General features: G+C 67.5%; 21 protein-coding genes and 1 riboswitch. Of the genes, 7 read left to right on the forward strand and 14 right to left on the reverse strand.

The window, feature by feature from the left end; all coding sequences use genetic code 11:
- Positions 1–13: 13 nt before the first annotated feature.
- Together QM470_RS10300 and QM470_RS10305 are read right to left on the reverse strand one after the other, a co-directional pair.
- The gene (locus QM470_RS10300) at positions 14–523 is read right to left on the reverse strand and encodes a dihydrofolate reductase (protein ID WP_502846829.1); all 510 of its coding nucleotides are present in this window, start codon (positions 521–523) and stop codon (positions 14–16) included.
- Between the two features lie 174 nt (positions 524–697).
- Entirely contained in the window at positions 698–1,525 is an 828-nt protein-coding gene (locus tag QM470_RS10305) for a thymidylate synthase (protein ID WP_283339200.1), read from the reverse strand.
- A gap of 259 nt (positions 1,526–1,784) precedes the next feature.
- Here QM470_RS10305 and QM470_RS10310 point away from each other — a divergent pair, with 259 nt between their 5' ends.
- On the forward strand, positions 1,785–2,342 hold the full coding sequence (locus QM470_RS10310) for an Ivy family c-type lysozyme inhibitor (protein ID WP_283339201.1): 558 nt from the start codon (positions 1,785–1,787) through the stop codon (positions 2,340–2,342).
- Between the two features lie 79 nt (positions 2,343–2,421).
- Here the strand turns inward: QM470_RS10310 and QM470_RS10315 are convergent, their stop codons facing one another.
- Positions 2,422–3,852: an FAD-binding oxidoreductase gene (locus QM470_RS10315; RefSeq protein ID WP_280013132.1), complete on the reverse strand. Its 1,431-nt coding sequence runs from the start codon at positions 3,850–3,852 to the stop codon at positions 2,422–2,424.
- 145 nt (positions 3,853–3,997) lie between these two features.
- Here QM470_RS10315 and QM470_RS10320 point away from each other — a divergent pair, with 145 nt between their 5' ends.
- Positions 3,998–4,945, forward strand: coding sequence for a LysR family transcriptional regulator (locus QM470_RS10320; protein WP_283339202.1), 948 nt, complete (start codon positions 3,998–4,000; stop codon positions 4,943–4,945).
- A 26-nt stretch (positions 4,946–4,971) separates the two neighbouring features.
- Here QM470_RS10320 and QM470_RS10325 read toward each other — a convergent pair whose 3' ends face one another.
- On the reverse strand, positions 4,972–5,379 hold the full coding sequence (locus QM470_RS10325) for a DUF2069 domain-containing protein (protein ID WP_280013134.1): 408 nt from the start codon (positions 5,377–5,379) through the stop codon (positions 4,972–4,974).
- A 48-nt stretch (positions 5,380–5,427) separates the two neighbouring features.
- On the opposite strand from QM470_RS10325, the gene QM470_RS10330 reads away from it, so the two are divergent.
- Positions 5,428–6,777 carry a YihY family inner membrane protein gene (locus QM470_RS10330; RefSeq protein WP_283339203.1) on the forward strand — a complete coding sequence of 450 codons (1,350 nt, stop codon included), beginning with the start codon at positions 5,428–5,430 and terminating at the stop codon, positions 6,775–6,777.
- Between the two features lie 118 nt (positions 6,778–6,895).
- Here the strand turns inward: QM470_RS10330 and QM470_RS10335 are convergent, their stop codons facing one another.
- Positions 6,896–7,276, reverse strand: a complete 381-nt coding sequence (locus tag QM470_RS10335) for an Mpo1-like protein (protein WP_280013139.1) — start codon at positions 7,274–7,276, stop codon at positions 6,896–6,898.
- A 226-nt stretch (positions 7,277–7,502) separates the two neighbouring features.
- Here QM470_RS10335 and QM470_RS10340 point away from each other — a divergent pair, with 226 nt between their 5' ends.
- Positions 7,503–8,303 (forward strand): alpha/beta fold hydrolase, encoded by an 801-nt coding sequence (locus QM470_RS10340; protein WP_283339204.1) that lies wholly within the window; start codon positions 7,503–7,505, stop codon positions 8,301–8,303.
- Positions 8,304–8,378: 75 nt separating this feature from the next.
- Here the strand turns inward: QM470_RS10340 and QM470_RS10345 are convergent, their stop codons facing one another.
- The 4 genes from QM470_RS10345 to QM470_RS10360 all read right to left on the reverse strand — a co-directional run bounded on the left by QM470_RS10345 (position 8,379) and on the right by QM470_RS10360 (position 11,912).
- Positions 8,379–9,260 carry a PoNe immunity protein domain-containing protein gene (locus QM470_RS10345; RefSeq protein WP_283339205.1) on the reverse strand — a complete coding sequence of 294 codons (882 nt, stop codon included), beginning with the start codon at positions 9,258–9,260 and terminating at the stop codon, positions 8,379–8,381.
- A 99-nt stretch (positions 9,261–9,359) separates the two neighbouring features.
- Entirely contained in the window at positions 9,360–10,166 is an 807-nt protein-coding gene (locus tag QM470_RS10350; protein WP_280013145.1) for an alpha/beta fold hydrolase, read from the reverse strand.
- A gap of 25 nt (positions 10,167–10,191) precedes the next feature.
- A complete protein-coding gene (locus tag QM470_RS10355; protein WP_283339206.1) occupies positions 10,192–10,614 on the reverse strand; it encodes a GNAT family acetyltransferase in 423 nt (140 codons plus the stop codon).
- Positions 10,614–11,912 carry an O-acetylhomoserine aminocarboxypropyltransferase gene (locus QM470_RS10360; RefSeq protein WP_066533892.1) on the reverse strand — a complete coding sequence of 433 codons (1,299 nt, stop codon included), beginning with the start codon at positions 11,910–11,912 and terminating at the stop codon, positions 10,614–10,616. The genes QM470_RS10355 and QM470_RS10360 overlap by 1 nt, the downstream gene beginning before the upstream one ends.
- A gap of 253 nt (positions 11,913–12,165) precedes the next feature.
- Between QM470_RS10360 and QM470_RS10365 the strand changes: the two genes are divergently transcribed.
- Positions 12,166–12,636 carry a CBS domain-containing protein gene (locus QM470_RS10365; protein WP_066533890.1) on the forward strand — a complete coding sequence of 157 codons (471 nt, stop codon included), beginning with the start codon at positions 12,166–12,168 and terminating at the stop codon, positions 12,634–12,636.
- 85 nt (positions 12,637–12,721) lie between these two features.
- On the opposite strand, the gene QM470_RS10370 is transcribed toward QM470_RS10365, so the two are convergent.
- Entirely contained in the window at positions 12,722–14,947 is a 2,226-nt protein-coding gene (locus QM470_RS10370; protein ID WP_283339207.1) for a sensor domain-containing protein, read from the reverse strand.
- A 102-nt stretch (positions 14,948–15,049) separates the two neighbouring features.
- Here QM470_RS10370 and aroC point away from each other — a divergent pair, with 102 nt between their 5' ends.
- Entirely contained in the window at positions 15,050–16,147 is a 1,098-nt protein-coding gene (gene aroC, locus QM470_RS10375) for a chorismate synthase (protein ID WP_066533888.1), read from the forward strand.
- A 69-nt stretch (positions 16,148–16,216) separates the two neighbouring features.
- Here the strand turns inward: aroC and QM470_RS10380 are convergent, their stop codons facing one another.
- From QM470_RS10380 to QM470_RS10395, 4 genes are all read right to left on the reverse strand, one after another.
- Positions 16,217–17,191, reverse strand: coding sequence for a VTT domain-containing protein (locus tag QM470_RS10380; protein WP_283339208.1), 975 nt, complete (start codon positions 17,189–17,191; stop codon positions 16,217–16,219).
- A 192-nt stretch (positions 17,192–17,383) separates the two neighbouring features.
- Entirely contained in the window at positions 17,384–17,833 is a 450-nt protein-coding gene (nrdR, locus tag QM470_RS10385) for a transcriptional regulator NrdR (RefSeq protein ID WP_066533885.1), read from the reverse strand.
- Positions 17,834–17,860: 27 nt separating this feature from the next.
- Complete coding sequence (glyA, locus tag QM470_RS10390) at positions 17,861–19,108, reverse strand: serine hydroxymethyltransferase (protein WP_280014393.1); 1,248 nt, start codon at positions 19,106–19,108, stop codon at positions 17,861–17,863.
- A gap of 34 nt (positions 19,109–19,142) precedes the next feature.
- Positions 19,143–19,322: riboswitch (ZMP/ZTP riboswitch) on the reverse strand.
- Between the two features lie 192 nt (positions 19,323–19,514).
- Positions 19,515–20,336: a lytic transglycosylase domain-containing protein gene (locus QM470_RS10395; RefSeq protein ID WP_066533882.1), complete on the reverse strand. Its 822-nt coding sequence runs from the start codon at positions 20,334–20,336 to the stop codon at positions 19,515–19,517.
- Positions 20,337–21,051: 715 nt separating this feature from the next.
- Between QM470_RS10395 and QM470_RS10400 the strand changes: the two genes are divergently transcribed.
- Positions 21,052–24,864: a DUF748 domain-containing protein gene (locus tag QM470_RS10400; RefSeq protein ID WP_283339209.1), complete on the forward strand. Its 3,813-nt coding sequence runs from the start codon at positions 21,052–21,054 to the stop codon at positions 24,862–24,864.
- Positions 24,865–24,983 lie beyond the last annotated feature (119 nt).

Below are 24,983 nucleotides of genomic sequence, written 5' to 3' on the forward strand. Positions count from 1 at the left end.
CGGCTGTGCCGGCTCAGCCCTGGCGGGTATAGGTCACAAAGCTGTAGGCCAGGCCTTTGGCGCTGACATGGTCGCTGCGCGCGGCCTCGGTCCATTGGGCATCCAGCACCGGGGCGTGGGCGTCGCCGTCGAAGTCCTGGTGGATGATGGTCACTTCCACGCGCTGGGCCAGGGGCAGGGCCTGAGCGTAGATCTGTGCGCCGCCCATCACCCACACGCTGTCGCCGTGGCGGGCAGCGGCCTGCAGCGCGGCGTCCAGGCTGTCGGCGCGCAGCGTGCTGTCATTGGCCGGGTCGGGTTGCCAGTCCGCCTGGCGGGTGACGACGATGTTGGTGCGCCCGGGCAGTGGGCGAAAGCGCGGGGGCAGGGAGTCCCAGGTCTTGCGGCCCATGATGACCGGGTGGCCCTGGGTCAGTGCCTTGAAATGCGCCAGATCCTCCGGCAGGTGCCAGGGCATGGCGTTGTCCTTGCCAATGACGCCATTGGCGGCGCGGGCGTAGATCAGGTTCACGGTCAAGGACATGGGGTGGCTTTCTGCGGGTTCGGGCGGCGGCGGGTGCACGCAGCCGGCATTGTCGGTGATGGTGCGGCGCGGCGGCCTGTGGCGGGGTTGGCACGCGCCGCGGGGGAATGAAAAAGCCTGCCGCAACGGGCAGGCTGGAGGCTGGCAAGGTGTCCGGCAGCCAGGCTGCCGTGCTTACACCGCCACCGGGGCCTTGATGGCCGGGTGGTGTTCGTAGCCCACCACTTCGAAGTCTTCGTAGGCGTAGTCGAAGATGGAGTCCGGCTTGCGCTTGATGTGCAGGGTGGGATAGGCCAGGGGCTGGCGTGCCAGCTGGGTTTCGACCTGCTCGAAGTGGTTGTTGTAGATGTGGCAGTCGCCGCCGGTCCAGATGAAGTCGCCCACCTCCAGATTGCATTGCTGGGCCAGCATATGGGTCAGCAGCGCATAGCTGGCGATGTTGAACGGCACGCCCAGAAAGATGTCGGCGCTGCGCTGGTAGAGCTGGCAGCTCAGCTTGCCGTTGGCCACGTAGAACTGGAAGAAGGCATGGCAGGGCATCAGTGCCATCTGGTCCAGATCGGCCACGTTCCAGGCGCTGACGATGATGCGGCGGCTGTCCGGGTTGTGCTGGAGCTGCTTCACCACCTCGGCAATCTGGTCGATGTGCGTGCCATCGGCCTTGGGCCAGCTGCGCCACTGCACGCCATACACCGGGCCCAGGCTGCCGTCTTCGCGCGCCCACTCGTCCCAGATGGTGCAGCCGCGTTCCTGCAGCCATTTCACGTTGCTGTCGCCGCGCAGAAACCACAGCAGTTCGTTGATGATGGATTTCAGATGCACCTTCTTGGTGGTGACCAGCGGGAAGCCTTCGCTCAGGTCAAAACGCATCTGGTGGCCGAACACGCTGCGCGTGCCGGTGCCGGTGCGGTCCCCCTTGCTGACGCCATGTTCATACACATGGCGCATGAAATCTTCGTACTGGGAACGCACGGGGCGGGACAAGGAGGAGGTAGGGCTCATGGCGGAAGGAATCGTCTACAAATGTGAACCCCCGCGGGCGGGAGCAGGGCGTCAGTGTGCCATTGATGCAGAGCCGGCACGTCCAGCCCGGACAAGCTCCAGCCCGGACAAGCAGCCGTTGCATCTGCTTGCAACTTGCCGTGCATGCGGCAAGTTGTTGTATTCAGAATGGGGATGGTACAAATACAGAGCGCACGGGCAGCTATGGTTTTTGAGAGAGGCCGCCGCCCGCAATGCGCAGCACCACAGGAGGACGCTTATGACATGCTCCCGTTGTCACCGCACCCGCCCTCAGGCGGCACTGGCTGCCGTGCTGCTGGGCCTGGCGCTGGCGGGCTGTGAGCCCACCCAACCCAAACCCGTGGCGCAGGACGCGGCACCTGCACTGCCCACGGCGGCGCAGCAGGGCCAGGCCGTGGCCCCACCGGCCACGCTGGCCGGCCTGCGCCCGCTGGTGGGCAGCTACCCGGGCGAGCGCGCCGACTACCTGCGCCAGGGCGCGCTGGCCGAACGGCTGCAACGCCTGCTGGGAGACGACTACGCGGTACTGCTGACCAACCTGGGCACCTCCGGCCCGCTGGTGCAGGAGGGCGATCTGCTCTACATCACCGGCAACAAGCCGCATGAAGGCGGCGACGAGCAGGCGGCCGTGGTGGTCGACCCGGCCCAGAACGCGCTGCGCGTGTGGCTGGTGCATGCCGGCCAAGAGCGCGACTGGCGCGACCCCGCCAGCATCACGCTGGACTGGCCGCGCGATGTGCGCACCATGCGCAGCAACCGCCAGGAACTGCGCCGCAACCAGGCTTCCAGCGTGTAGCGAAGCCGGGCGCTGGCCCGCTACTCGGTGGCCTGCGCCCTGTGCGCTGTGTTGGCGTTGGCGCGGGAAGGTCAGTCGCTCAGTCGCGCGCCAGCACCACGCCGGGGTTCATGATGCCCTGCGGATCCAGCGCGTGCTTGATGGCACGCATCATGCCCAGGGCCACGGGCGACTGGTACTTCTCCAGCTTGTCGGCCTTCAGGGCGCCCACGCCGTGCTCGGCCGAGAAGGACCCGCCGAACTCGGCCACCGCCTCGTAGACCAGGTGGTTGACCAGGGCTTCCTTGTCGCGCAGAAACGCCTTGCCGTCCTGGCCCTCGGGCACCTGCACGTTGTAGTGCAGATTGCCGTCGCCCAGGTGGCCGAAGTTCACCAGGCGCACGCCGGGAATCTCGCGCTGCAGCACCGCATCGGCATGTTCCACGAACGCGGGAATGCGCGAGGCAGCGATCGAGATGTCGTGCTTGATGTTCAGCCCTTCCTCAGCCTGGGCCAGCGGAATGCTTTCACGCACATGCCACAGCTCGTGCGCCTGGGCCAGGCTCTCGGCCACCACGGCGTCCAGCACGCAGCCGTCTTCGAACGCCAGCTCCAGCAGGTGCTCGAAGCGCTCCCGGGCATGCTGTTCGGATTCGCTGTCGGCGTTTTCCAGCAGCACGCAGTAGGGGGCGGTGTCGCCCATGTCGGCAAACGGCACGCGCAGCTGCGGCATGTGCTTGACCACCAGGGACAGGGCAAACTGGCCCATCACTTCGAAGCCCGTCAGGCCCGCGCCCAGGTGCTGGTGCGACAGGCCCAGCAGGCGCACGGCGGCCTCCATGCTGGGCACGGCTGCAAAGGCGGTCAGCTGTGCGGCCGGCTGGGGAAACAGCTTCATGGTGGCCGCGGTGATGATGCCCAGCGTGCCTTCGCTGCCGATGAACAGATTGCGCAGGTCGTAGCCGGTGTTGTCCTTGCGCAGGCCTTTCAGGCCATCCCAGACCTCGCCCTGGGGTGTGACCACTTCCAGGCCCAGGCACAGATCACGCGTATTGCCGTAGCGCACCACCTGCGTGCCGCCGGCGTTGGTGCCCAGGTTGCCGCCAATGGTGCAGCTGCCTTCGGCGGCCAGCGACAGCGGGAACAGCAGGCCGGCCTTGTCCGCCACATCCTGCAGGTTCTGCAGAATGCAGCCGGCTTCGACGGTGAAGCTCAGGTTGTCGCGGTCCATGTGGCGCACCGCGTTCATGCGGGTGAGGCTCAGCACCACCTGCTGGCCGGTCTGATCGGGCGTGGCGCCCACCGACAGGCCGGTGTTGCCGCCCTGGGGCACGATCTGCACGCCGGCGGCGGCGCAGGCCTTGACCACGGCCGCCACTTCCGCCGTGCTGCCGGGGCGCACCACGGCCAGGGCCTTGCCGCGCACGCGCTTGCGCCAGTCCTGTTCATAGGCGGTCAGATCGCCATCGGTCAGAACGTGGGCGGCACCAAGGGTCTGGCGCAGGGTGTGGAGCAAATCAGTGGAAGTCATGGCTGGCAAAGCCGCGGCGGCCGCGGCACAAAGGGAAAACAGGGGCATCCTAAGCCCGGCACCGGGGTGTGGGGCTGGGAAAAGCGCGAAGCCGCAAGCGTAGAACATGGCAGACTTCGCCACAATCGAAATAAATTGCTTGCCTATGCCAGTTTTTCCGAACAATCTCAGCCTGCGCCAGCTGCGCGCCTTTGATGAAGTGGCGCGCCAGGGCGCTTTTGCCCCGGCGGCGCGGGAGCTGTGCATCACCCAGTCGGCGCTGTCCGAATCCATCCGCCAGCTGGAAGAGGCCGTGGGCATGCGCCTGTTCGACCGCACCACGCGCACCGTGGGCCTGACCAGCGCCGGTCAGGCCTTCTGGCAGGACGTGCGCCAGGCCTTCGACACCCTGGAGCAGGGCATACAGAACCTGGGCGACCTCGCCGCCCACCGGCGCGGCAAGGTACGCATTGCCGCAGCGCCGTCGGTGCTGGCGGTGTTGCTGCTGCCGGTGCTGCCGGCCTTGCATGCCCAGTACCCGGGCATCGAAGTGGACCTGGTGGAAGACAGCGCCGAAGGCATTGCCCAGCGGGTGCAGGCCGGCTGGGTGGACTTCGGTGTGGGCGCCGCCCACCCGGCCGGCGGTGAGCTGGTGACCCAGCCGCTGGTCAGCGACCAGATGGGCCTGGTGGCGCGCAAAGACGAGCCTTTGCTGCAGGCACCGCGCCTGGTGGCGGCCGATATCGCCGCGCGGCCGTTTGTGGGGCTGACCACGGACACGGCCATCAGCCAGTTGCTGGCGGCGGCGCCAGGCATGCCGGCGAATGTGCTGCAGACGCCGCTGCGCATGTCCAACCCGCCGCTGCTGTTCGAAGCCGTGCGCCTGGGCCTGGGGGTGACCATCGTGCCTGCGCTGACGGCACGCCACCCGGGCATGGGGGATCTGGGTTTTCGCCTGCTGGATGCGCCCTACATCCTGCGCCGCACGCTGCTGATCCAGCGCCCGCGCCGGGCGCTGTCACCGGCCGCGCAGCTGCTGTGCGAGGCCCTGGTGCGGCAGGTGCAGACACTGGCACGCTGCGCCGGCATGGTGCTGGACCCCGCGCCGCGGTAGGCGCCCCCTTCGGCGGTGGACGGGCTTTACGCCGATGCCGATGCAGCGGCGGCAGCCGCCTTGGCCGCGCGCTGGCGCCAGCGCACATGGGCGGCGCAGGCCACAAACAGCAGCAGGCACAGGGCGATTTCCACCAGGGCCAGCCAGTTGCCGGGGGCCTTGTCGCTCCAGGCGCGCACCACGCCTTCGGTGAAGTACAGCCACACCACCAGGCTCACCCAGCGGTAGGTGTACATGCGGCGCTTGAGCAGGCCGACCAGGGGGATGCACAGCGGCAGCGCCTTGAGCACCAGCCAGGAGCCGCCGGGCCGCAGCGGCGCCAGCCAGAGCTCCCAGGCCACGCTCAGCACGATCAGGCCCAGCAGGCTGCCGACGGCCAGCCAGCGGGTGGCGGCGACCGCGCCGCCGGGTTCTTGTGGGGAGACAGTTTGCATGGGGCTGGCATCATACGGGCCATGCCCTTGACCCTTCACCGTGCTCGCATGCGTTGGCGCCATCTGCTGCAGACGCTCCAGACCTTTCCGTGGCGCAACACGCTGGCCACCTTGCAGCGCCGTTTCCACCAGGACCACCTGGGCCTGACGGCCAGCAGCCTCACCTTCACCACGCTGCTGGCGCTGGTGCCGTTCTTCACGGTGCTGCTGTCGGTGTTCACCGCCTTCCCCAGTTTTGCCAAGCTGCAGGGCATGCTGCAGCGCTGGCTGATCGAGAACCTGATCCCCGAAGAGATTGCCGCCCAGGTGATGAATTACCTGATGCAGTTCGCCTCCAAGGCCAGCCAGCTGGGGATTGTGGGTCTGGCCTTTCTGGCGGTGACGGTGATCAGCCTGATCCTGACCATGGACCGCACGCTCAACGACATCTGGCGCGTGCAGCGCCTGCGCCCGCTGGGCCAGCGCCTGCTGGTGTACTGGGCGGTGCTGACCCTGGGTCCGCTGCTGATGGGGGTGAGCATTGCCACCACCTCCTATGTGCTGTCGGCGTCCAAAGGCCTGGTGGCCGAGCTGCCGGCGGCCGTGCAGTGGGCCTTCAACTCGGTCGAATTCATGCTGCTGTCGGCCGCCATGGCCGCGCTCTACCACTTCGTGCCCAACACCCCGGTCCAATGGCGCCACGCCTGGGCCGGCGGGCTGTTCGTGGCCCTGGGCATGGCACTGGCCAAGAAGGTGCTGGGCCTGTACCTGGCCAGCGTGCCCACGTACTCGGTCATCTACGGCACCTTTGCCACGCTGCCGATTCTGCTGATCTGGATCTATGTGTGCTGGGTGATCTTTCTGCTGGGGGCGGTGATTGCCGCCTACCTGCCCAGCCTGCTGACCGGCATGGCGCGCAAGGCCGACGACCAGGGCTGGGATTTCGAGCTGGCGCTGGAAGTCATGGCCGCGCTGGAGCCGCTGCGCGGCCAGATGCAGCGCGGCATGCCCGGTCTGGCCCTGGCCAGACGCCTGCGCGTGGACCGGCTGCAGCTGGAGCCGGCGCTGGAGGCGCTGACCGCCCTGCGCTGGGTGGGGGCCATGCCCGATAACGGCACGGCCTACCTGGAAGAGAGCGACCCGCGCTATGTGCTGCTGGCCGACCCCGACACCACCTTGCTGGCGCCGCTGCTGTCGCAGCTGCTGCTGGTGCGCAGCGACAGCACGGCCGTGCTGTGGCAGCGCGCGGGCTGGGAGGAGATGACGCTGCGCCAGGCGCTGCCGCAGATCCCCAGCAACCTGCCGGGCGATGAAGTGGGCACGCCCGCATCCGGCCCCGGCAGCGCAGCGGTGGCCTTGCCCGCACCCCCCGCATCCAGTGCGTCGGCTGCACCATCCACACCGTCCACCGCCCCCTGAAGCGGTTCCCCCCGGGACGATTCACCCCGCTGAAGAGGGGGCGCACTGCCTCCCCGGAATCCGAGGGGCGGTAGGTCTGCCGCCCCGCCTGACGCAACCTAGGTGGTTGCTGCAGTGCTCAGAACGGCACCTTGCCCCGCCACATATCGGCATACATGCGCCAGTCGCCCAGGAAGCTGTAGAGCGGGCGCTTGAAGCTGGCAGGCCGGTTGTGCTCAAAGCCGAAATGGCCTACCCACGCGCAGGCATAGCCCAGCACCAGGCCCAGCAGCACGAACCAGGGCTGGCGCCACCACAGCGCCGCCGCCAGACACAGCAGGCCCAGGCTGGAGCCCAGGAAATGCAGGCGCCGGCAGCGGCTGTCGCTGTGCTCGGACAGGTAGAACGGATAGAAGTCGGCAAAGCGGTGCAGGCTGCGCGGGTCCACTGCCGCAGCAGGGCGGCCCGTGTCTGTCGCAGGGGCGACGCCGGACGGTGGCGTGGCAGGGATGTCGGCCATGGTGGGGCTCCTGGTTGTGCCTGCAAGCGGCTATGCTGGTTCGTGGACGGGACATGCGCCCCGGATTTGCACCCGGGCCGCCCCGGGCTACGCGCCCCGGGCTTCCGGGGTTTCTTATACGGCGGACCGATCGGCGGCACCAGCGGGAGATTGCCCAGGTGCGCCGCTGGCTCCGACATTCGGCCACCGCCGGCGTGCGGCGGTGGCTTTGGCTGGTACCGATGTGATGACTGCAAACACCCCATCTTTTCGCCTTGCCACCGCCCGTGGCGGGCTGCAGGTGCAGCGCTGGCTGCCCGCCGCCGTGGACGCGGCAACGCCCGCGCTCGCCCCCATCGTGCTGCTGCACGACTCGCTGGGCTCCGTGGCGCTGTGGCGTGACTTTCCCGCGCAGCTGGCGGACGCCACGCAGCGCGTGGTGCTGGCTTATGACCGGCTGGGCTTCGGCCTGTCGGATGCTGCCCCCGGCCCGCTGGAGACCGACTTTGTGGCCCGGGAAGCGCAAGGCGACTTCGCCGCGCTGCGGCAGGCCCTGGCACTGGAACGCTTTGTGGTGCTGGGTCACAGCGTGGGCGGCGGCATGGCGGCCCATGTAGCCGCAGCCTGGCCGCAGCAGTGCGTGGCGCTGGTGACGGAGTCCGCCCAGACCTTTGTCGAGGACCGCACGCTGGAAGGCATCCGCGTGGCACGCGACCAGTTTGCCCAGCCCGGTCAGCTCGATCGCCTCTCCAAATACCATGGCGACAAGGCCGCCTGGGTGCTGTCGGCCTGGGTGGACACCTGGCTGTCGCCGGCCTTTGCCGGCTACAGCCTGCAGCCGGCGCTGGAGCAGGTGCGCTGCCCGGTGTTGGCCATCCATGGCGAGCAGGACGAATACGGCTCGCTGGTGCACCCGCGCAACCTGGCACGCTGGGTGCCGGGGCCGGTGGAGCAGGAGATCGTGACCGGCGGTGGCCATGTGCCGCACCGCGAACAGCCCGAACGCATCGTGGCGCGCATTGCGCAGTTCCTGCAGCCGCTGGCCTAGGGCGGCTGCACGGCGTAACCAGGCGCAGGCCCGCCACGGGCGGTCACCTGCGGTGCACAGCGCCCGCGCCGCGCGCTACAGCCCGTGCGGGTCCATCTGGTCCCGCGCAAAGTCCACAAGATCGGCCGGGTAGTGCGGGCAGGTGCGCAGCGCCGCATCGTCCCAGCCGTACAGCACCGACAGCGCCCCCACTTCCAGCGCCCAGTAGCCGGTGCCCAGCCAGGGCGCGCCGGCTTTTTGCTGCGCAGGAGGCAGGTGCAGGACGTCGCTGTACTGGGACTGCAGATAGTCCACCAGCGGATCGGGCAGGGCGTCGCCCAGCTGGTCAAAGAACGCAGCCAGTGCGCCGTAGGGCCGCGGGTGGAAGAGGTCGTCGCTGGCCTGCTCCAGATCCAGCGCCGCTGCGCTCAGGTAGTCCAGCAGGCGATCGGTGTCGAAGGCCAGGGCGTGTTCCACCAGCGCGGGGATCTCGTCCGGCACATCCAGCAGGATGGCCAGCGCCATCAGCAGCACGGCGTCGCGGTAGGCCGCCGTGCGCGTGGCAAGGGGGGCGGGCACCCCATAGGGGGCGCCGCTGGCCTGCGCCATGCTGTGGCGGGCGTGGTCGGTCACGGCGGCCATGTCGCACCACAGCGCGGCAAAACCGGGGTAGAGGGTGCGCAGCGCCGCAGCGGGCAAGCCCAGGTCGATGCCATGGACCAGCAACTGGCAGGCGGTGTGCCCTGCAGACTGCCATTGCCAGTAGGTTTCCAGCGCTGCATGGGCCTGCAGCTGCAGCGGCGCCTGATAGCCCTGGCTGGCGGCAAAGTGCTGCAGTGCGGTCAGGGCCTCATTCCAGTCGGCCAGCGCATCGGCCTGCTGCAGCCTGCGGCGCGGCGGCAGGTCGGTCAGCGCCAGGCTGCGGGCGTGCGCCACGGTGTCGGCCAGCGGGTGGGAGCGGGGAAAGACGGCAATCATGGTGCGCAGTGTGGCAGACCGTGCGCGGCTTTTCGCCGCAGCACCGTGCCTGGCTGCGCACGCGCGCCCTGCCTGCCGCAGGCAGGGCGCGGGCCGGGCCTACTTCAGAAAGTCACGGATGGCGAACAGCGTGGGGTCGGGCGATTCCGTCATCTGGTTGTGGCCGTTGGGAATCGTCTGCACCTTCACCGCCTTCCCGGCGGCCTTGGCCGCGTCGACCAGGCCCTTGGCGGCCTTGGGCGGGGTCATCTGGTCCTGCTCGCCCAGCACAAACAGCACCGGCGCGGTGATCGCACCCATGGCGGCTTCGCCGCCGGCATAGCTGTCGCAGGCGGTGAAGCCGGCATGCAGCAGGTTGACATCGGCATTGCTGGCCAGCACCCGGCGGCCCAAGGCCATGCCGGCGCCAAATACCCAGCTGCCCGCGCCATTGGGTGGGGACAGCGTGGCGCGCGAGAAGGTGTTGACCATGGCGATGGCCTTCTCCGGCGTGTTCAGCGCCGAATCCAGCAGCGCCGGCGCGACCTTCATCGGGAAGGCGGTGCCCACCAGCACCAGGTGGCTGATGCGGTCCTGCAGCCGGGCTGCGGCTTCCATGGCAATCAGGCTGCCCCAGCTGTGGCCCACCAGGGCCGCTTGCTGCAAGCCGGCCGCGTCCATCAACTGGCCGATGAAGGCAGCCGCGTCTTCGACCGACCGGGGGGCCGTGCCGCCGCTCTTGCAGTGGCCGGGCAGGTCCAGGGCCAGCACGTTCCAGCCGTGGTTGGCCATGTAGCGGCTTTGCAGTGCCCAGACGCTGTGGTCGCAGAGCACGCCGTGGATGAAGATGGCGGTGGGTTTTGCGGCATCAAAGGCCTTGCCGCCGGTGTAGGCGTAGATGTCTGCGCCTTGAACGTGGATTCGCATAGTTTTCTCCGAATGGGGGCAGGGCTCAGATGTCCGCAATCAAACGCTTGCCCAGGGTGACCGACTGGTCGTTGGCATAACCCAGGCTTTCGTACAAAGCGATCACGGCCTCGTTGCCTGCGCGTACCTGCAGGTTCAGCTTGGGGCAGCCGCGCACGGTCAGCAGCCGCTCGGCGTGCTGCACCATGCGGCGGGCATGGCCCTGGCGTTGGTGGGCCGGGTGCACGGCCAGGTAGTTGATCCAGCCGCGGTGGCCGTCGTAGCCGATCATGATGCTGGCCATCAACTGGCCGCCGGCATCCACGCCGACACAGAACAGCTCCGGCGCCACGCTGCGCTTGCGCGCAATGTCGCGGTGGGGATCGTTCCAGGGCCGGGTCAGGCCGCAGTCATGCCACAGCTGCACCACGGCGTCGGTATCTGCGGCGTCGAACGGCCGTATCTCCATCACGCCGCCTTTTCAGCGGCCTTCAGCGCGCGCTTGAGGTCGTCGATCAGGTCGTCGGCATCTTCCAGGCCGATCGACAGGCGGATCGTGCCCTGGCCGATGCCCGCTTGCGCCAGCGCCTCGTCGCTCATGCGGAAGTGCGTGGTGCTGGCAGGGTGGATCACCAGCGAGCGGCAGTCGCCCACATTGGCCAGGTGGCTGAAGACCTTCAGCGTCTCGATGAACTTCTTGCCCTGGTTGCGGTTGCCGGCAATGTCGAAGCTGAACACCGAGCCTGCGCCGCGGGGCAGCAGCTTGCGTGCCAGCGCGTGGGAGGAGTGCGTCTCCAGCATGGGGTGGCCCACGCGGCTGACCAGCGGGTGGCTGGCCAGGAACTGCACCACTTTTTCGGTGTTGCGCATATGGCGTTCCATGCGCAGCGGCAGGGTTTCGATGCCCTGCAGGATCAGCCAGGCGCTGTGCGGGCTCATGCAGGCGCCGAAGTCGCGCAGGCCTTCGCGGCGGGCGCGCAGCAGGAAGGCGCCGGTGGTGGACTCCTCGCTGAACACCATGTTGTGGAAGCCGTCATAGGGTTGGGTCAGCTCGGGGAAGCGGCCCGATTTTTCCCAGTCGAAGCTGCCGCCATCGACCACGACGCCGCCGATCACCGTGCCGTGGCCGGACAGGAACTTGGTGGCCGAGTGGTAGACGATGTCCGCGCCGTGCTCGAAAGGCTTGATCAGCCAGGGCGAAGTCAGCGTCGAATCCACCAGCAGCGGCACGCCGGCTTCGTGGGCGATCTGGCTGACGGTGGGGATGTCCAGCACATCCAGGCCGGGGTTGCCCACGGTTTCGCCAAAGAACAGCTTGGTGTTGGGGCGCACGGCGGCCTTCCAGCCATCGATGTCGCCGGGCTTCACAAACGTGGTCTCGATGCCGAAGCGGGCCAGCGTGTAGTGCAGCAGGTTCTGGGAGCCGCCGTACAGGGCGGTGCTGGCCACGATGTGGCTGCCCGCGCCCATCAGGGTCGCAACCGACAGATGCAGCGCCGCCTGGCCGCTGGCCACGGCGATCGCGCCCACGCCGCCTTCCAGTGCGGAGACGCGCTGCTCCAGCACGGCATTGGTGGGGTTGGAGATGCGGCTGTACACATGGCCCGGGCGCTCCAGGTTGAACAGGCTGGCCGCGTGGTCGCTGGATTCGAAGACGAAGGAGGTCGTCAGATGGATGGGGACGGCGCGTGCGCCGGTGGCCGGGTCGGGCTGGGCGCCTGCGTGCAGGCTCAGGGTGTCAAAGCCGGGGTCTGAGTAACCGGGCATGGTGTGTCTCCGTCAAAGGGGCAGCGGGGCCGGAAAAGGCGGCTGCAGGCCGTCAAAAAAGCTGCCGGCGGCAGTCAAACCCCCGATGGTGGCATGACGTGGCGCAAAAAGCACGCGCTTGGGCGACTGGGATGGCGATGGCATGCAACGTCTGCGGGGCCGCAGCCCTGCAGCAGCGGCAGAGTCGGCTATATTTCGCCGCAGGGCCTGCCGTGGCGGGCCATGGCATTCACCTGTATCGGAGACACAGAACATGAAAGTGAGCGACATCCTGCGCGTCAAGGGCAGCACCCTGTTTTCCGTCACGCCCAACGAGCCGCTGGCCCGCGCCGTGGAAATCATGGCCGACAAGGACATCGGTTCCCTGGTCGTGATGGAGCACGGCGATGTGGCCGGCATGCTCACCTTCCGCGAAGTGATCCAGGCCATTGTGAAGAACGGCGGCTCCGTCGGTACGCTGCAGGTGCGCAGCGCCATGGACGATGCGCCCCTGACCTGCACCTTGGAAACCGAGATGGACGAGGTGCGCCGCATGATGCTGGAGCGCCATGCCCGCTACATGCCGGTGATGGAAATGGGCGAAGTCAAGGGCGTGATCAGCTTCTACGACGTGGCCAAGGCCGTGGTGGACAGCCAGAACTTCGAGAACACTATGCTCAAGGCCTATATCCGCGACTGGCCGGATGCACAAAGCGAACGCGAGCAGGCCCAGGGCCAGGCCTGAGACCGGTTCCCACCATGCAAAAAAAAGCCTCCGGATGGAGGCTTTTTTTGTATTTGCAATGGGGCGCTGCCGGACCGTGCCGCGCTCAGATACCCGGATCGTAGGCGGTGGTGGGGGCCGGGGGAGCTGCGGGAGCCGTTAAGGGGGGCTGGGTATGGCCGCCCCGCAGCCAGGTGACCAGGGCCTCGGGTGCCAGCGGGCGGCAGAACAGATAGCCCTGCAGCACCGGGCAGCCCTGCTGCTGCAGCCACTGGCGCTGCTCGGCGGTTTCCACCCCTTCGCCCACCACTTTCATGTGCAGGCTGCGTGCAATGCTGAGCACGGAGCGGATCAGCGCCTCGGCGGCCACGCTGTTGCTCAGGTCCTGCACAAAGCTCTTGTCCAGCTTCAGCTCGGAAATCGGCAGGCGGTGCAGATAGCTCAAGCTGGAATAGCCGGTGCCGAAGTCGTCCAGCGACAGCTGCAGGCCCAGGCGGTGCAGGGCGTCCAGGTTGGCCAGCGTGGCGGGGCTGGCGTCCAGCATCACGCTCTCGGTGATCTCCAGCACCAGGTCCTTGGCGGTGAGACCGTAGCGGCGCAGCACATCGGCCACGGACTGGGCGAACTGCGGTTCATGGAAATTCTTGGTGGACAGGTTGATAGCCACCTGGGGTACCTCCACCTGGTCTGCACGCCATGCGGCCAGCTGGCGGCAGGCGGATTCCATCACCCAGCTGGTGAACTCCTGGATCATGCCGGCGTCCTCGGCCACGGCGATGAAACGCAGCGGCGAGACAGTGCCCCATTCCGGGTGCTTCCAGCGGGCCAGCGCCTCCACGCCGTGCAGGCGCTCGGGCTGGCTGCTGAGCACCTGGGGCTGGTAGTGCAGCTGCAGCTGGCCGTTGTGCAGGGCGGCGCGCAGCGCATGCTCCATGGCCACGCGGTCCTGGGTGAACTGGTTGATGGCCGGGGTGAAGCGCTGCCAGCGCTGGCGGCCCTGCTGCTTGGCCACGTACATGGCCTGGTCGGCATGGCGCAGCAGGGTGTGGATGTCGGTGCCGTCTTCCGGATAGGCACAGATGCCCACGCTGGCGTGCGGAATATTCACGGCATCGCCAATGGTGAAGGGCTCGGCGATGCACTCGAGCAGGCGCCTGGCCACGGTTTCGGCCTCGGCAGCGCTGCAGTGGGGCAGCAGCAGCGCGAATTCGTCGCTGGACAGCCGGCCCAGCACATCGCCGGGGCGGGCCGCGGCGCGGATGCGCTGCGCCACTTCGCACAGCAGGGCATCCCCGGCCGCGTGGCCCTGGCTGTCGTTGACCAGCTTGAAACGGTCCAGGTCCACAAACAGCAGTGCGCCGGCACGGCCCTGGGCGGCGTACAGGGCGTCGGTGGCGCTGCGGTGGAACATGCAGCGGTTGGGCAACTGGGTCAGCGGGTCGTAATAGGCCAGCTGGTGGATGCGTTCGCGCGAACGCTCGCGTTCCATGGCCACGGTGCACAGGTGGATGCAGGTCTGTGCAATGCGCTGGTGCAAGGCGTTGGGACTGCGCGGCTCGCGGAAATACAGGGCGAACACGCCGATCACCTGGCGGTCATGGTTGAAGATGGGCGAGGCCCAGCAGGCCAGCAGGCCGGCGTCGACCAGACTCTGCTGCAGGCCCTGCAACTGTGGCGGGCTTTGGCGCAGATCGGCATCGGTCACCGGCTGGGCCAGGAAGGCCGCCGCGCTGCAGGCGCCCATGTCGGGGGCGCTGTGCATGCCGTCCAGGCGCTCCAGCGCCGCGCGGGGCAGGCTGGGGCAGGCCAAGGGGTGCAGGCAGCCTTGCTCGTCCACCTGCAGCACGCCCACTGCCAGGGAGGGGGCGATGCGCTCCACGTCCCGGCACAGGCTGTGCAGCAGCTGCGGCAGCGGACGCTCATGGGCCACGTCCTCCAGTGCCTGTTTCTGCAGCGCCTCGAAACGCTTGGAGAAGGTGATGTCGGTGAACACCATGGCCTCCCCGGACTGCGGCAGGCGGTTGATGACCGCCGCCACCCAGATGGCATGGCCGTCGTGGTGCAGCAGCTGCACATCGCCGCAAAAGCGGCCGTGGCGGTCCAAAGCCTCCTGGACATGGGCCGGCAGCGGCGCATGCTGCGGATCCGCCTGCAGCAGCTGCAGCGGGCGCTGGCCGATGGCCTCCTGGGCGCTCCAGCCGAACAGGCGCTCGAAGCCGGCATTGACCTGGCAGGTGCGGAACTGCGTGTCGGTCACGATCCAGGCGGCGTCGCTGCTGTCCAGAAGCTGAAGCAGGGCAGGGCCGGGCACGGGCGCGGAGGGCTGGTTCATGCGGGCGAATGAGGGCGTCGGGATGGCACATGCTAACCCTGTTCAGGGGGACTGCCCATGCTCGCCAGGGGGGCGCCGGATGCAAGGGCATAATCGCCGCCCATGAGCGGCAATACCCTTGGCACTATTTTTACCGTTACCAATTTTGGTGAATCCCATGGACCGGCCATCGGCTGCGTGATCGACGGCTGCCCGCCGGGCATGGAGCTGAGCGAGGCGGACATCCAGAGCGAGCTGGACCGCCGCCGTCCCGGCACCAGCCGCCATGTGACGCAGCGCAACGAGCCCGATGCGGTGGAGATCCTCTCCGGCGTCTACCAGGGGGTGACGACCGGTACCCCGATCGCATTGCTGATTCGCAACACCGACCAGCGCAGCAAGGACTACTCGAACATTTCCGAGAGCTTCCGCCCCGGCCATGCCGACTACGCCTACTGGCACAAGTACGGCGTGCGCGACCCGCGCGGCGGCGGCCGTTCCTCGGCCCGCCTGACGGCGCCCACGGTGGCCGCCGGCGCCGTGGCCAAGAAATGGCTCAAGGAACAGTTCGGCACCGAATTCCGTGCCTGCATGACCCAGCTGGGCGAGTTGCCCATCGCCTTCGAGAGCTGGGAGCATGTGCCGCACAACCCCTTCTTCGCCCCTCAGGCCGATGTGCAGGCGCTGGAAGACTATATGGATGCCCTGCGCAAGGCCGGCGACAGCTGCGGCGCCAAGCTGCGCGTGCAGGCCACCGGCATGCCGGTGGGTCTGGGCGAGCCGCTGTACGACAAGCTGGACGCTGAAATCGCCTATGTGATGATGGGCCTGAACGCCGTCAAGGGCGTGGAAATTGGCGCCGGCTTTGCCAGCGTGGCCCAGCGCGGCACCGAGCACGGCGATTCGCTCAGCCCCGAAGGCTTCCGCTCCAACAACGCCGGCGGCGTGCTGGGCGGCATCAGCACCGGCCAGGACCTGGAAGTGGCGATCGCCATCAAGCCCACCAGCTCCATCATCAGCCCGCGCGAATCCATCGACATCCACGGGCAGAGCACCGAGGTCATCACCAAGGGCCGCCACGACCCCTGCGTGGGCATCCGCGCGGCACCGATTGCCGAAGCGCTGCTGGCGCTGGTGGTGATGGACCATGCGCTGCGCCACCGCGCCCAGTGCGGCGATGTCAGCCTGCCGCTGAACCCCATCCCGGCCGCAGCACCCTGAATCTGCGGTAGCGGCTTTCGCGCTGGCTCCCAACGCCCCACCGGCCTGCGCCGTGGGGCGTTGTGCATTTCAGGAGGCCGCCGGGGCCAGCACCGGGGCCGTGGACGTCGGGGTGGAGGCGCTGGGCTGCAGTGCCTGCCAGGCCTCGAAACCGCCTTGCAGGTGGCGGGCGTGGACAAAGCCCAGGCGCCGCAGCCGCTGCGCAGCGCGGGCGGCCGTGGCATCGTGGGGGCAGGCGCACAGGGTGACGATGGCCGTCTCGCGCGGCCAGTGGCGCACCAGCCGCGGCAGCTGGGCCAGGGTGACGGCATGGGCCTCGGTGATCGGACCCAGCTCGGCAATCAGGGCCGGGCCGCGCAGATCAAGCAGGCGCGGCGGCTGGGCCGAGGTCTGGGCCTGCCACCACTGCACCGCGGTGACCGAAGGCATGGCGGCCAGGCGCAGAAACAGCTGGCGGCGCACCAGTTTCCAGCCCAGCCACAGGCCCAGCAGCAGCACGGCCACCACGGCCAGCAGCGGGCCATGGGTGTGCAGCAGCGCCAGGGCCGCGTCCACCTGGCGCCGCAGCAGCCAGCCCAGGCCCAGTGCCACGCCGGCCCACAACCCGGCACCACTGGCCGCGGCCAGGGTGAAGCGGGGCACGGGCATGCGCAGCACACCGGCCATGGGGGCGGCCACGGCCGAAAAACCGGGAATGAACTTGGCCAGCAGCAGCGACCAGGGGCCCCAGTGGCCAAAGCGGTCGGCGGTCTGGCTGATGCAGCTGTCGGGCGTCAGGGAGAGCTTGCACAGCCACGCCAGCACGCGGGTGCCAAAGCGCCGGCCCACCAGATACCAGACCCGGTCGGCCAGCATGGCGGCGAGCACGGCCGTGCCCCACAGCAGCGCCAGGCGTGGGCTGCTGGCGGCCAGGCTGCCGGCCAGCAGCAGCGTGGGCAGCACCGGAATCGGCAGGCCCAGTTGCTGCAGCAGCACATTGGCAAACACCACGCCGGGGGCGTAGAGCGTGAGGGCGGTGCGAAGGGTGGAGGTGTCGATGTCCATGGGAGCAGGCAGACCGCCGTACGGGCGGCTGCAGTCCGCCATGCTACGTGGGGCTTTCTGCCTTGCCTAGGTGTGGGCATGGAAGACTGTGTTCCAACGGCGGAACAATCCCGGGGCGGGCCCTGGCCCGGGCAAGAAAAAGCCGCCTCGCACAGGGCGGGCGGCCGGTCGGGGCGCGGTGGCGCAAGGGCTTCAGTTGCGCACTTCGTCCACCAGGTGCTTGAAGTCCTCGATGTCCTCAAAGCTGCGGTAGACGCTGGCAAAGCGGATATAGGCCACCTTGTCCAGCTTCTTGAGCTCGTTCATCACCAGCTCGCCGATGCGGCTCGAAGGCAGCTCGCGCACGCCCGAGGTCAGCAGCTGTTCCTCGATGCGCTCCATGGCCGCATCCACCTGGCCGGCCGGCACCGGGCGCTTGCGCAGCGCCAGGCGGAACGAACCCTGCAGCTTGCTGCGGTCGTAGTCGATGCGCCGGCCATCCTTCTTCACCACCGCGGGGAAGGCCACATCCGGGCGTTCGTAGGTGGTAAAGCGCTTGGCGCAATCCCCGCACTGCCGACGGCGGCGAATGAAGCTGCCATCTTCGGAGACCCGGGTCTCGACGACCTGGGTGTCCGGGTGGCTGCAGAAAGGGCACTTCATGGCGCAGTCCGTCGGCGAGGCAGCCGCTTACTTGCTGTAGACGGGGAACTTGGCGGTCAGTGCGGCCACCTTGGCGCGCACGGCAGCCAGATTGGCTTCGTCCGTGGGGTTCTCCAGCACATCGGCCACCAGGTTGGCGGTGATGCGGGTTTCCTCTTCCTTGAAACCACGGGTGGTCATGGCGGGGGTGCCCACGCGGATGCCGCTGGTCACCATCGGCTTTTCCGGGTCGTTGGGGATGGAGTTCTTGTTGATGGTGATGTGGGCGGCACCCAGCGCGGCTTCGGCAGCCTTGCCGGTGATGCCCTTGGCACGCAGGTCCACCAGCATCACGTGGCTTTCGGTGCGACCGGAGACGATGCGCAGACCTCGTTCGGTCAGCGTGTCGGCCATCACCTTGGCGTTCTTCACCACCTGTTCCTGGTAGGCCTTGAACTCGGGGGTCAGGGCTTCCTTGAACGCAACGGCCTTGCCGGCGATCACGTGCATCAGCGGGCCGCCTTGCAGGCCGGGGAAGATGGCGCTGTTCAGGGCCTTCTCGTGCTCGGCCTTCATCAGGATCACGCCGCCACGGGGACCGCGCAGGCTCTTGTGGGTGGTGGTGGTGACCACGTCGGCGTGGGGCACGGGGTTGGGGTACACACCAGCGGCGATCAGGCCGGCATAGTGGGCCATGTCCACCCAGAAGATGGCGCCGACTTCCTTGGCAATCTTGGCGAAGCGCTCGAAATCGATGCGCAGGGCGTAGGCCGAAGCGCCGGCGATGATGATGCGGGGCTTGTGCTCGCGCGCCAGGGCTTCCATCTTGTCGTAGTCGATGGCTTCGTCGGCGTTCAGGCCGTAGGACACCACGTTGAACCACTTGCCGGACATGTTCAGCGGCATGCCGTGGGTCAGGTGACCGCCTTCGGCCAGGCTCATGCCCATGATGGTGTCGCCGGGCTTGGCGAAGGCCATCAGCACGGCCTGGTTGGCCTGGGAGCCGGAATTGGGTTGCACGTTGGCGGCTTCAGCGCCAAAGATCTTCTTGATGCGGTCGATGGCCAGCTGTTCGACCACGTCCACGTTCTCGCAGCCGCCGTAGTAGCGCTTGCCGGGGTAGCCTTCGGCGTACTTGTTGGTCAGCTGGGAGCCCTGGGCTTCCATCACGGCGGGCGAGCAGTAGTTCTCGCTGGCGATCAGCTCGATGTGCTCTTGCTGGCGATGGTTTTCAGCCTGGATGGCGGCAAACAGTTCGGGGTCGACTTTCTCGACGGTATCGGTGCGTTGAAACATGGCAGTCCTGTGAACTTGATATTCCCTTGAATCCAAGGGCTGCCCAGGCGAACGGCTAAACACGCGTCAGGCGATTCCGTGTTGGCGCGGCCTGGGCGGTACGCTCCCCGGTGGTTGTCGGGTCTGGTGCTCATCGGGGAGGAGCGCCACACCGTGGTTCCACGTCAGCGCGGTTCTCGATAAACCGCGCCTATCGCCAGTTGCGTACCCCATTAGTGTAGCGGAGCCAGCGCAGCCCTTGCGGCTTGACCCGCAAGGGCCTGTCTCCGGGCCTGGGTTTGTGCCGCCGCAGCGGCGGTGCATGGCCCTGTGCAGCCCGTGCACCGCCCATGCATCGCGCCCATGCATTGCGCCCATGAAAAAGCCGGCTTGCGCCGGCTGGAAAAAGGGGAAAGCAGAGGGCGGCTCAGTTGACCAGCAGCTTGCCGTCGGCCACCACATCGGCCGCAGCCACGGTGCTGGGCGCGGCTTCCTTGGCCACCAGCGCCGGCTTGGCAGGGGCCGCTGCCGGTGCAGGGCGGCCTGCGATCTGGCGGATGCGTGCATGCTCGGCCAGCACCTTGGAGGCGTAGCCGCCATCGTTGGGCAGGTTGGCAGCGCCCACGTAGTAGCGCAGACCGCCTTCGAGCGAGCCGGCACGGGCGATGCATTCCTTGAGCACCTTCACGCCCACGCGCAGATTGCTCACCGGGTCGAACGCCGCCAGCTGGCCGCCGAAGTGTTCGTACTTGTCGGTGTGCACGCGGGTCATCACCTGCATCAGGCCCTGGGCACCGACGGAGCTCTGGGCAAAGGGGTTGAAGCTGGATTCGATGGCCATGATGGCCAGGATCAGTGTGGGGTCGAGCTGGTTGCGTTCGCCCAGCTCATAGGCTTCGGAGACCAGCACCGCCAGCGGCTCGGCGGCCACACGGTACTTCTTGCTCAGCCAGTACGCCACGGCGGCCTGCTCCTTGGGCAGCTCCGTCGGGTTGGTGGCGGTGGCACGTTCCACGGCATCCGGTTCGACCGGCGTGCCCAGCGTGGCCACCTGGCGCGCCTGCAGCCAGTCGCGCAGCTGGGCCTCGCCGGAATGGCGCAGGTCAGGGCGGCTGATCAGCAGGATGGCGGCAAAGGCCACGGCCAGACCCAGCAGGGCAAAACCGTTGTGGGTGATTTCAATGAATCCGTCGGCAACGTCCTTGGCGAACGTGCGCAAGCCGGAAACTACCTGTGCAGATGCAGGCATAGCATTCCTTTCGTGGGGGTGCCTATGCGACCGTGGACTCGGAGGTCCGGCGGCTCACAGGGTGGCGCCCAGTGGGGTGGTGCTGCGGTCCATGCAGGAGGAGCGCGGGAGGATCGCGAAAAAGAGCGCGATCAAAAAGCAGCAAAAAACGTCAAAAAAATGACTCAAAGCAAAAGTGGGCGGATTCTAGTGGGGTGCTAAATTCCAGGTCAATACTATCAAAATTATCTGTTATGATTTTAATGTATATAAAAACTGTATGTGCATCCAGGTTTTTGAGGCGGATGCGGTCCTCGGCCCCCTTAAGTCCGGGAGATCAGGCTGCAGTGAGCGTTCGCTATCAAACAGATGAAAGAGTTTGTCAGAAACGATTGATTTCGCCGATGGCGGTGATTACATTGGAGTCGTCTGCAACGCGCAGGCATCGCCAGAAACCTCGGAACCCGATTGCCATGGACCAGCTAGGTGCCAGTGGCAGGTGAAGAGGAAGAACGGCACCATGGAAGCAATCATTGCTTCCGGGCATGCGGGGACGATCCTCTCCCTGATGCTCTAGCGGCACCGGCCTTTGCGCCTGCCGTGAAGCCCGGACGCCGGCGTAGCTGGCATCCGGGCTTTCGTGTTTTTGCACTCTTTCACTGTCCAGTGCAGGCAGTTTCTGGTGCAATCGCCGCGAACACGATAGATTCCATGCACAAGGAGAAGGTGCATAAGCATGCAATTGCAATTTTGGCGCAGTGCCACGCTGTGGCGCAGGTTGGGGTGGGGTGCGGCTGCGGTCGTGGCGTTGTGGTTGCTCACCTGGCTGAGCTTCCCCTGGGCCGCCAAGCATCTGATTGAAAAGCAAGGCAGCCAGGCCCTGGGCCGGGCGCTGACCGTGGGCAAGGTGGAGTTCTCCCCCTGGACCATGGAACTGAGCCTGCACGACCTCGCACTGGCTGGCGCCGACGGCCAGCCGGAACCCCAGGTTTCCATAGCGCGTATCTATATAGATGCAGAGATGTCTTCTCTACTGCGCTGGGGCCCGGTGGTGGATGCCATCCAGCTCGACTCTCCCCACATCCGCCTGGCCCAGCTGGAGCCCGGCAAACTGGATATCCAGGACATTCTGGACAAGCTGGGTGCTGACAAGAAGGAAGACAGCAGCGGCGACCTGCCGCGCTTTGCGCTGTACAACATCGAGATCAGCGACGGCCGCCTGGCCCTGCAGGACAAGGTGGCCGGCGCCGACCACCTGCTCAAGGACCTGCAGCTGAAGCTGCCGTTCGTGAGCAGCCTGCCGTCCAAGCGCCAGGTCAAGGTGCAGCCGGAGCTGTCGTTCGACCTCAATGGCAGCCGCTTTGCCAGCGAGGCGCAGAGCACCCCGTTTGCGCAGGACCGCAAGACCGCCGCCACGCTGACGGTGCAGGACCTGGACCTCAAGCCCTATCTGCCTTACTGGCCTGCCAGCCTGCCGCTGAAGCTGCAGGACGCCATGCTGCAGGCCCGTATCGACGTGGCCTTCGAGCAGCACACCGACTCTGTGGTGCGCCTGTCCGGCAAGGTGCAGGCCACCGGCGCCAAGCTGCAGGACCTGGCCGGCAAGGACTGGCTGCAGTGGGAAGCGCTGGAAATCGATCTGGCCGATGTGCAGCCGCTGGCCGGCGTGGTCAAGCTCGGCCGTGTCAGTCTGCAAAAGCCCTCGCTGGCGCTGCGCCTGGATGCCAACGGCCAGCTGTTGAAATTCCCGGAACCCGCCAAGCCCACGGCCGACAGTGCCGCGCCAGCCCCGGCGCAAGCCTCGGCGGCGGTGCCTGCTGCCGACCCTGCCGTGCCGGACGCCTCCACGGCGGCTGCGGCCGCCGCCAGCCAGGGCGCACAGCCGGGCGCCGCCCAGGCGGCTGCCCCCGCAGCGGCTGCCGGCCCCACACCCTGGAAGATTGAAGTGGCGCAGTGGGATGTGCAACAGGGGCAGGTCAGCTGGACCGATGAAACCCTGAAGCCCGCTGCCGAGGTCAAGGTGCGCGATCTGGCCCTGTCCGGCCGCCAGGTCACCTGGCCCATGCAGGGCGACAGCCAGTTTGAAGGCCGTCTGGCGCTGGCTGGATTCGAAGGTGCCTCGCATGCGCGCCTGTCCGGCCACGGCACGCTGGAAGTGGGCCAGGTGGGCGTGGTGCTTGACGGCGTGCCCTTCGAGGTGGGCCGCGCCTATGTGTCGCAGTTCCTGCAGCCCCTGCTGCGCGCCCGCGCCGAAGGTACGGCCGGACTGGCCTGGAACAAGGGTCGCCTGTTCGCCGTGGTGCCGGAGCTGGCGGTGCAGAACCTGAGCCTGGGCGAGGACAAGACACCGCTGGCGGCCTGGAAGCGCCTGGCGGTGGAGAATGCCCGCGTCGACATGACGCAGCGCACGGTGCACACCGAGCTGCTGCAGCTCGATGCTCCCCAGGTCAAGGTCTCGCGTGATCGCAAAGGCCAGTGGATGTATGAATCCTGGCTGCGCAAGGCCCCGGTCAAGGACGCGGCGGTGGCGCCCAAGCCCAAGGCCGGCGGCAGCGCTGCTGCGGCCGAACCGGCGTGGACGGTGCTGGCCGAACAGACCCGCATCCGCGACGGCGTGGTGCTGCTGGAAGATGGCCAGGCGCCGCGTCCCGTGCGCGTAGGCCTGTCCAGCCTGAACCTGGATGTGAAGGGCCTGGACAGCCGCATGGGCAAGGCCCCCATCGACATCAAGCTGAGCACCCAGCTGCTGCCGGTCAACACCCGGGGCCTGCTGCGCCCCAGCAAGACCGACGGCAAGCTGGACTTCACCGGCCAGCTGCACCTGGCGCCGCAGATGGCCGCCGAAGGGCGCGTCCAGGCCCAGCGCCTGCCGCTGCACCTGTTCGAAAGCTATATGGACGGCGTGGTGAACATGCGCATGCTGTCCGCGCTGGCCAGCTTTGACGGCAAGGTGCGCTATGCCGACGCCGGCGGCAGCCCGTCGGTGCAGGTGCAGGGCAATGCCGGTCTGCACGATGTCTATGTGCAGACCGTGCACCGCACAGGCACGGCCGAGAAGACCACCATGGAAGCCGGCGAAGACCTGCTGCGCTGGAAACAGCTACAGCTGACCGGTCTGGCGCTGGACATGCAGCCGCGCAAGCCGCTGTCGGTGCAGGTGCAGAAAACCCTGCTGCGCGACTTCTTCGCCCGCGTGGTGGTGCAGCCCAACGGCCGCCTGAACCTGCAGGATCTGGCCGGCACCCCGGACACCGAGGCCGCCGATGCGTCCGCCGCTGGCGATGCAGACACCAAGACGACGGAGTCCCGGGCGGCGGGCACCACCACGGCCAGCGTGCAGGTGGCACCCGCTGCGGTCGCGCCCGATCCGATGGCGCCGCGCATCGTCGTGGGCCCGGTGGAGCTCAAGGGCGGGACGGTGAAGTTCTCCGACTTCTTCATCAAGCCCAACTACACGGCCGACCTGACCGAGCTGTCCGGCTCGCTCAGCGCCTTCTCCTCGATCGCTCCCGCAGCCGGTCAGCCGCCTTCCATGGCCGATCTGTCGATCCAGGGCGTGGCCCAGTCCACCGCCAGCCTGGACATCTCCGGCAAGCTCAACCCGCTGGTCAAGCCGCTGGCGCTGGACATCACCGGCAAGGTGCGCGATCTGGAGCTGCCGCCGCTGAGCCCCTACTCGGTCAAATATGCCGGCCACGGCATCGAGCGCGGCAAGCTGAGCGTGGACGTGCGCTACGAGGTGCAGCCCAACGGCATGCTGACCGCCAGCAACAAGCTGGTGCTGCACCAGCTGACCTTCGGGGATGCCGTGCAGGGGGCCCCGGCCTCGCTGCCGGTCAAGCTGGCGGTGGCCCTGCTGGCCGACAGCCATGGCGTGATCGACCTGGACCTGCCCATCAGCGGCTCGCTCAACGACCCGCAGTTCCGCCTGGCACCGGTGATCTTCAAGATCATCGGCAACATCATCCGCAAGGCCATCACGGCGCCGTTTGCCTTGCTGGCCGGTGCCTTCGGAGGCGACGAAAAGGGCGGCGGCGATGTGAAGTTCCCGGCCGGCGTGGCCACGCTGGATGCCGAAGCCAAGAGCCAGCTGGAAAAGATTGCCAAGTCGCTCAAGGACCGCCCGGGCCTCAAGCTCACGGTGGCGGGCAGTGCCTCCACCGCGCAGGAAGCCCAGGGCTGGAAAGCCGCCAACCTGGAGGCGCAGATCGCCAAGCAGGGCAAGGGTGATGAGGACGACGCCGCGCTGAGCGACAAGGAGCGCGACAGCCGCCTGAAGTCGATCTATCGCAAGGCGGACATCGAAAAGCCCCGCAACATGGTCGGTCTGTCCAAATCCCTGCCACCCGAGGAGATGCGCAAACTGCTGGTCGATCAGCTGCCGCTGCCGCCCACGGCCATGCAGGAACTGGCCGCGGCCCGTGCCATGGCAGTGCGCAGCTACCTGGGACAGCAGGGTATCGACATGGCCCGTCTGTTCCTGGGAGACTCCAAGGCCGATGGCAAGGAAGCCGGTGCAAAAGCCCAGCTGAGTCTGGCAGTTCAGTAATTCGCTGCAGGCATGGAGCAATAAAGGGGAAAATACGCCCCATGCTCCGCGCATGCCTGTGCACGAGGAGCCATGCCCGCCCTACGGCGGGCATGCCCGTTATCCATAACTCATGTACC

Source organism: Comamonas sp. 17RB (assembly GCF_030056555.1).
GTDB classification, from domain to species: Bacteria; Pseudomonadota; Gammaproteobacteria; order Burkholderiales; family Burkholderiaceae_C; genus Comamonas; species Comamonas terrigena.

What these genes read in the sequence shown, in the direction of transcription:
- QM470_RS10380 (WP_283339208.1), bottom strand. Translation starts at nt 17,191, where the DNA reads ATGGACATCGACACCTCCACCCTTCGCACCGCCCTCACGCTCTACGCC.
- nrdR (WP_066533885.1), bottom strand. Translation starts at nt 17,833, where the DNA reads ATGAAGTGCCCTTTCTGCAGCCACCCGGACACCCAGGTCGTCGAGACC.
- QM470_RS10300 (WP_502846829.1), bottom strand. Translation starts at nt 523, where the DNA reads ATGTCCTTGACCGTGAACCTGATCTACGCCCGCGCCGCCAATGGCGTC.
- QM470_RS10325 (WP_280013134.1), bottom strand. Translation starts at nt 5,379, where the DNA reads ATGCAAACTGTCTCCCCACAAGAACCCGGCGGCGCGGTCGCCGCCACC.
- QM470_RS10360 (WP_066533892.1), bottom strand. Translation starts at nt 11,912, where the DNA reads ATGCCCGGTTACTCAGACCCCGGCTTTGACACCCTGAGCCTGCACGCA.
- QM470_RS10395 (WP_066533882.1), bottom strand. Translation starts at nt 20,336, where the DNA reads ATGCCTGCATCTGCACAGGTAGTTTCCGGCTTGCGCACGTTCGCCAAG.
- QM470_RS10400 (WP_283339209.1), top strand. Translation starts at nt 21,052, where the DNA reads ATGCAATTGCAATTTTGGCGCAGTGCCACGCTGTGGCGCAGGTTGGGG.
- QM470_RS10315 (WP_280013132.1), bottom strand. Translation starts at nt 3,852, where the DNA reads ATGACTTCCACTGATTTGCTCCACACCCTGCGCCAGACCCTTGGTGCC.
- QM470_RS10310 (WP_283339201.1), top strand. Translation starts at nt 1,785, where the DNA reads ATGACATGCTCCCGTTGTCACCGCACCCGCCCTCAGGCGGCACTGGCT.
- QM470_RS10305 (WP_283339200.1), bottom strand. Translation starts at nt 1,525, where the DNA reads ATGAGCCCTACCTCCTCCTTGTCCCGCCCCGTGCGTTCCCAGTACGAA.
- QM470_RS10320 (WP_283339202.1), top strand. Translation starts at nt 3,998, where the DNA reads ATGCCAGTTTTTCCGAACAATCTCAGCCTGCGCCAGCTGCGCGCCTTT.
- QM470_RS10350 (WP_280013145.1), bottom strand. Translation starts at nt 10,166, where the DNA reads ATGCGAATCCACGTTCAAGGCGCAGACATCTACGCCTACACCGGCGGC.
- QM470_RS10345 (WP_283339205.1), bottom strand. Translation starts at nt 9,260, where the DNA reads ATGATTGCCGTCTTTCCCCGCTCCCACCCGCTGGCCGACACCGTGGCG.
- glyA (WP_280014393.1), bottom strand. Translation starts at nt 19,108, where the DNA reads ATGTTTCAACGCACCGATACCGTCGAGAAAGTCGACCCCGAACTGTTT.
- QM470_RS10355 (WP_283339206.1), bottom strand. Translation starts at nt 10,614, where the DNA reads ATGGAGATACGGCCGTTCGACGCCGCAGATACCGACGCCGTGGTGCAG.
- QM470_RS10335 (WP_280013139.1), bottom strand. Translation starts at nt 7,276, where the DNA reads ATGGCCGACATCCCTGCCACGCCACCGTCCGGCGTCGCCCCTGCGACA.
- QM470_RS10330 (WP_283339203.1), top strand. Translation starts at nt 5,428, where the DNA reads ATGCGTTGGCGCCATCTGCTGCAGACGCTCCAGACCTTTCCGTGGCGC.
- QM470_RS10370 (WP_283339207.1), bottom strand. Translation starts at nt 14,947, where the DNA reads ATGAACCAGCCCTCCGCGCCCGTGCCCGGCCCTGCCCTGCTTCAGCTT.
- QM470_RS10340 (WP_283339204.1), top strand. Translation starts at nt 7,503, where the DNA reads ATGACTGCAAACACCCCATCTTTTCGCCTTGCCACCGCCCGTGGCGGG.
- aroC (WP_066533888.1), top strand. Translation starts at nt 15,050, where the DNA reads ATGAGCGGCAATACCCTTGGCACTATTTTTACCGTTACCAATTTTGGT.
- QM470_RS10365 (WP_066533890.1), top strand. Translation starts at nt 12,166, where the DNA reads ATGAAAGTGAGCGACATCCTGCGCGTCAAGGGCAGCACCCTGTTTTCC.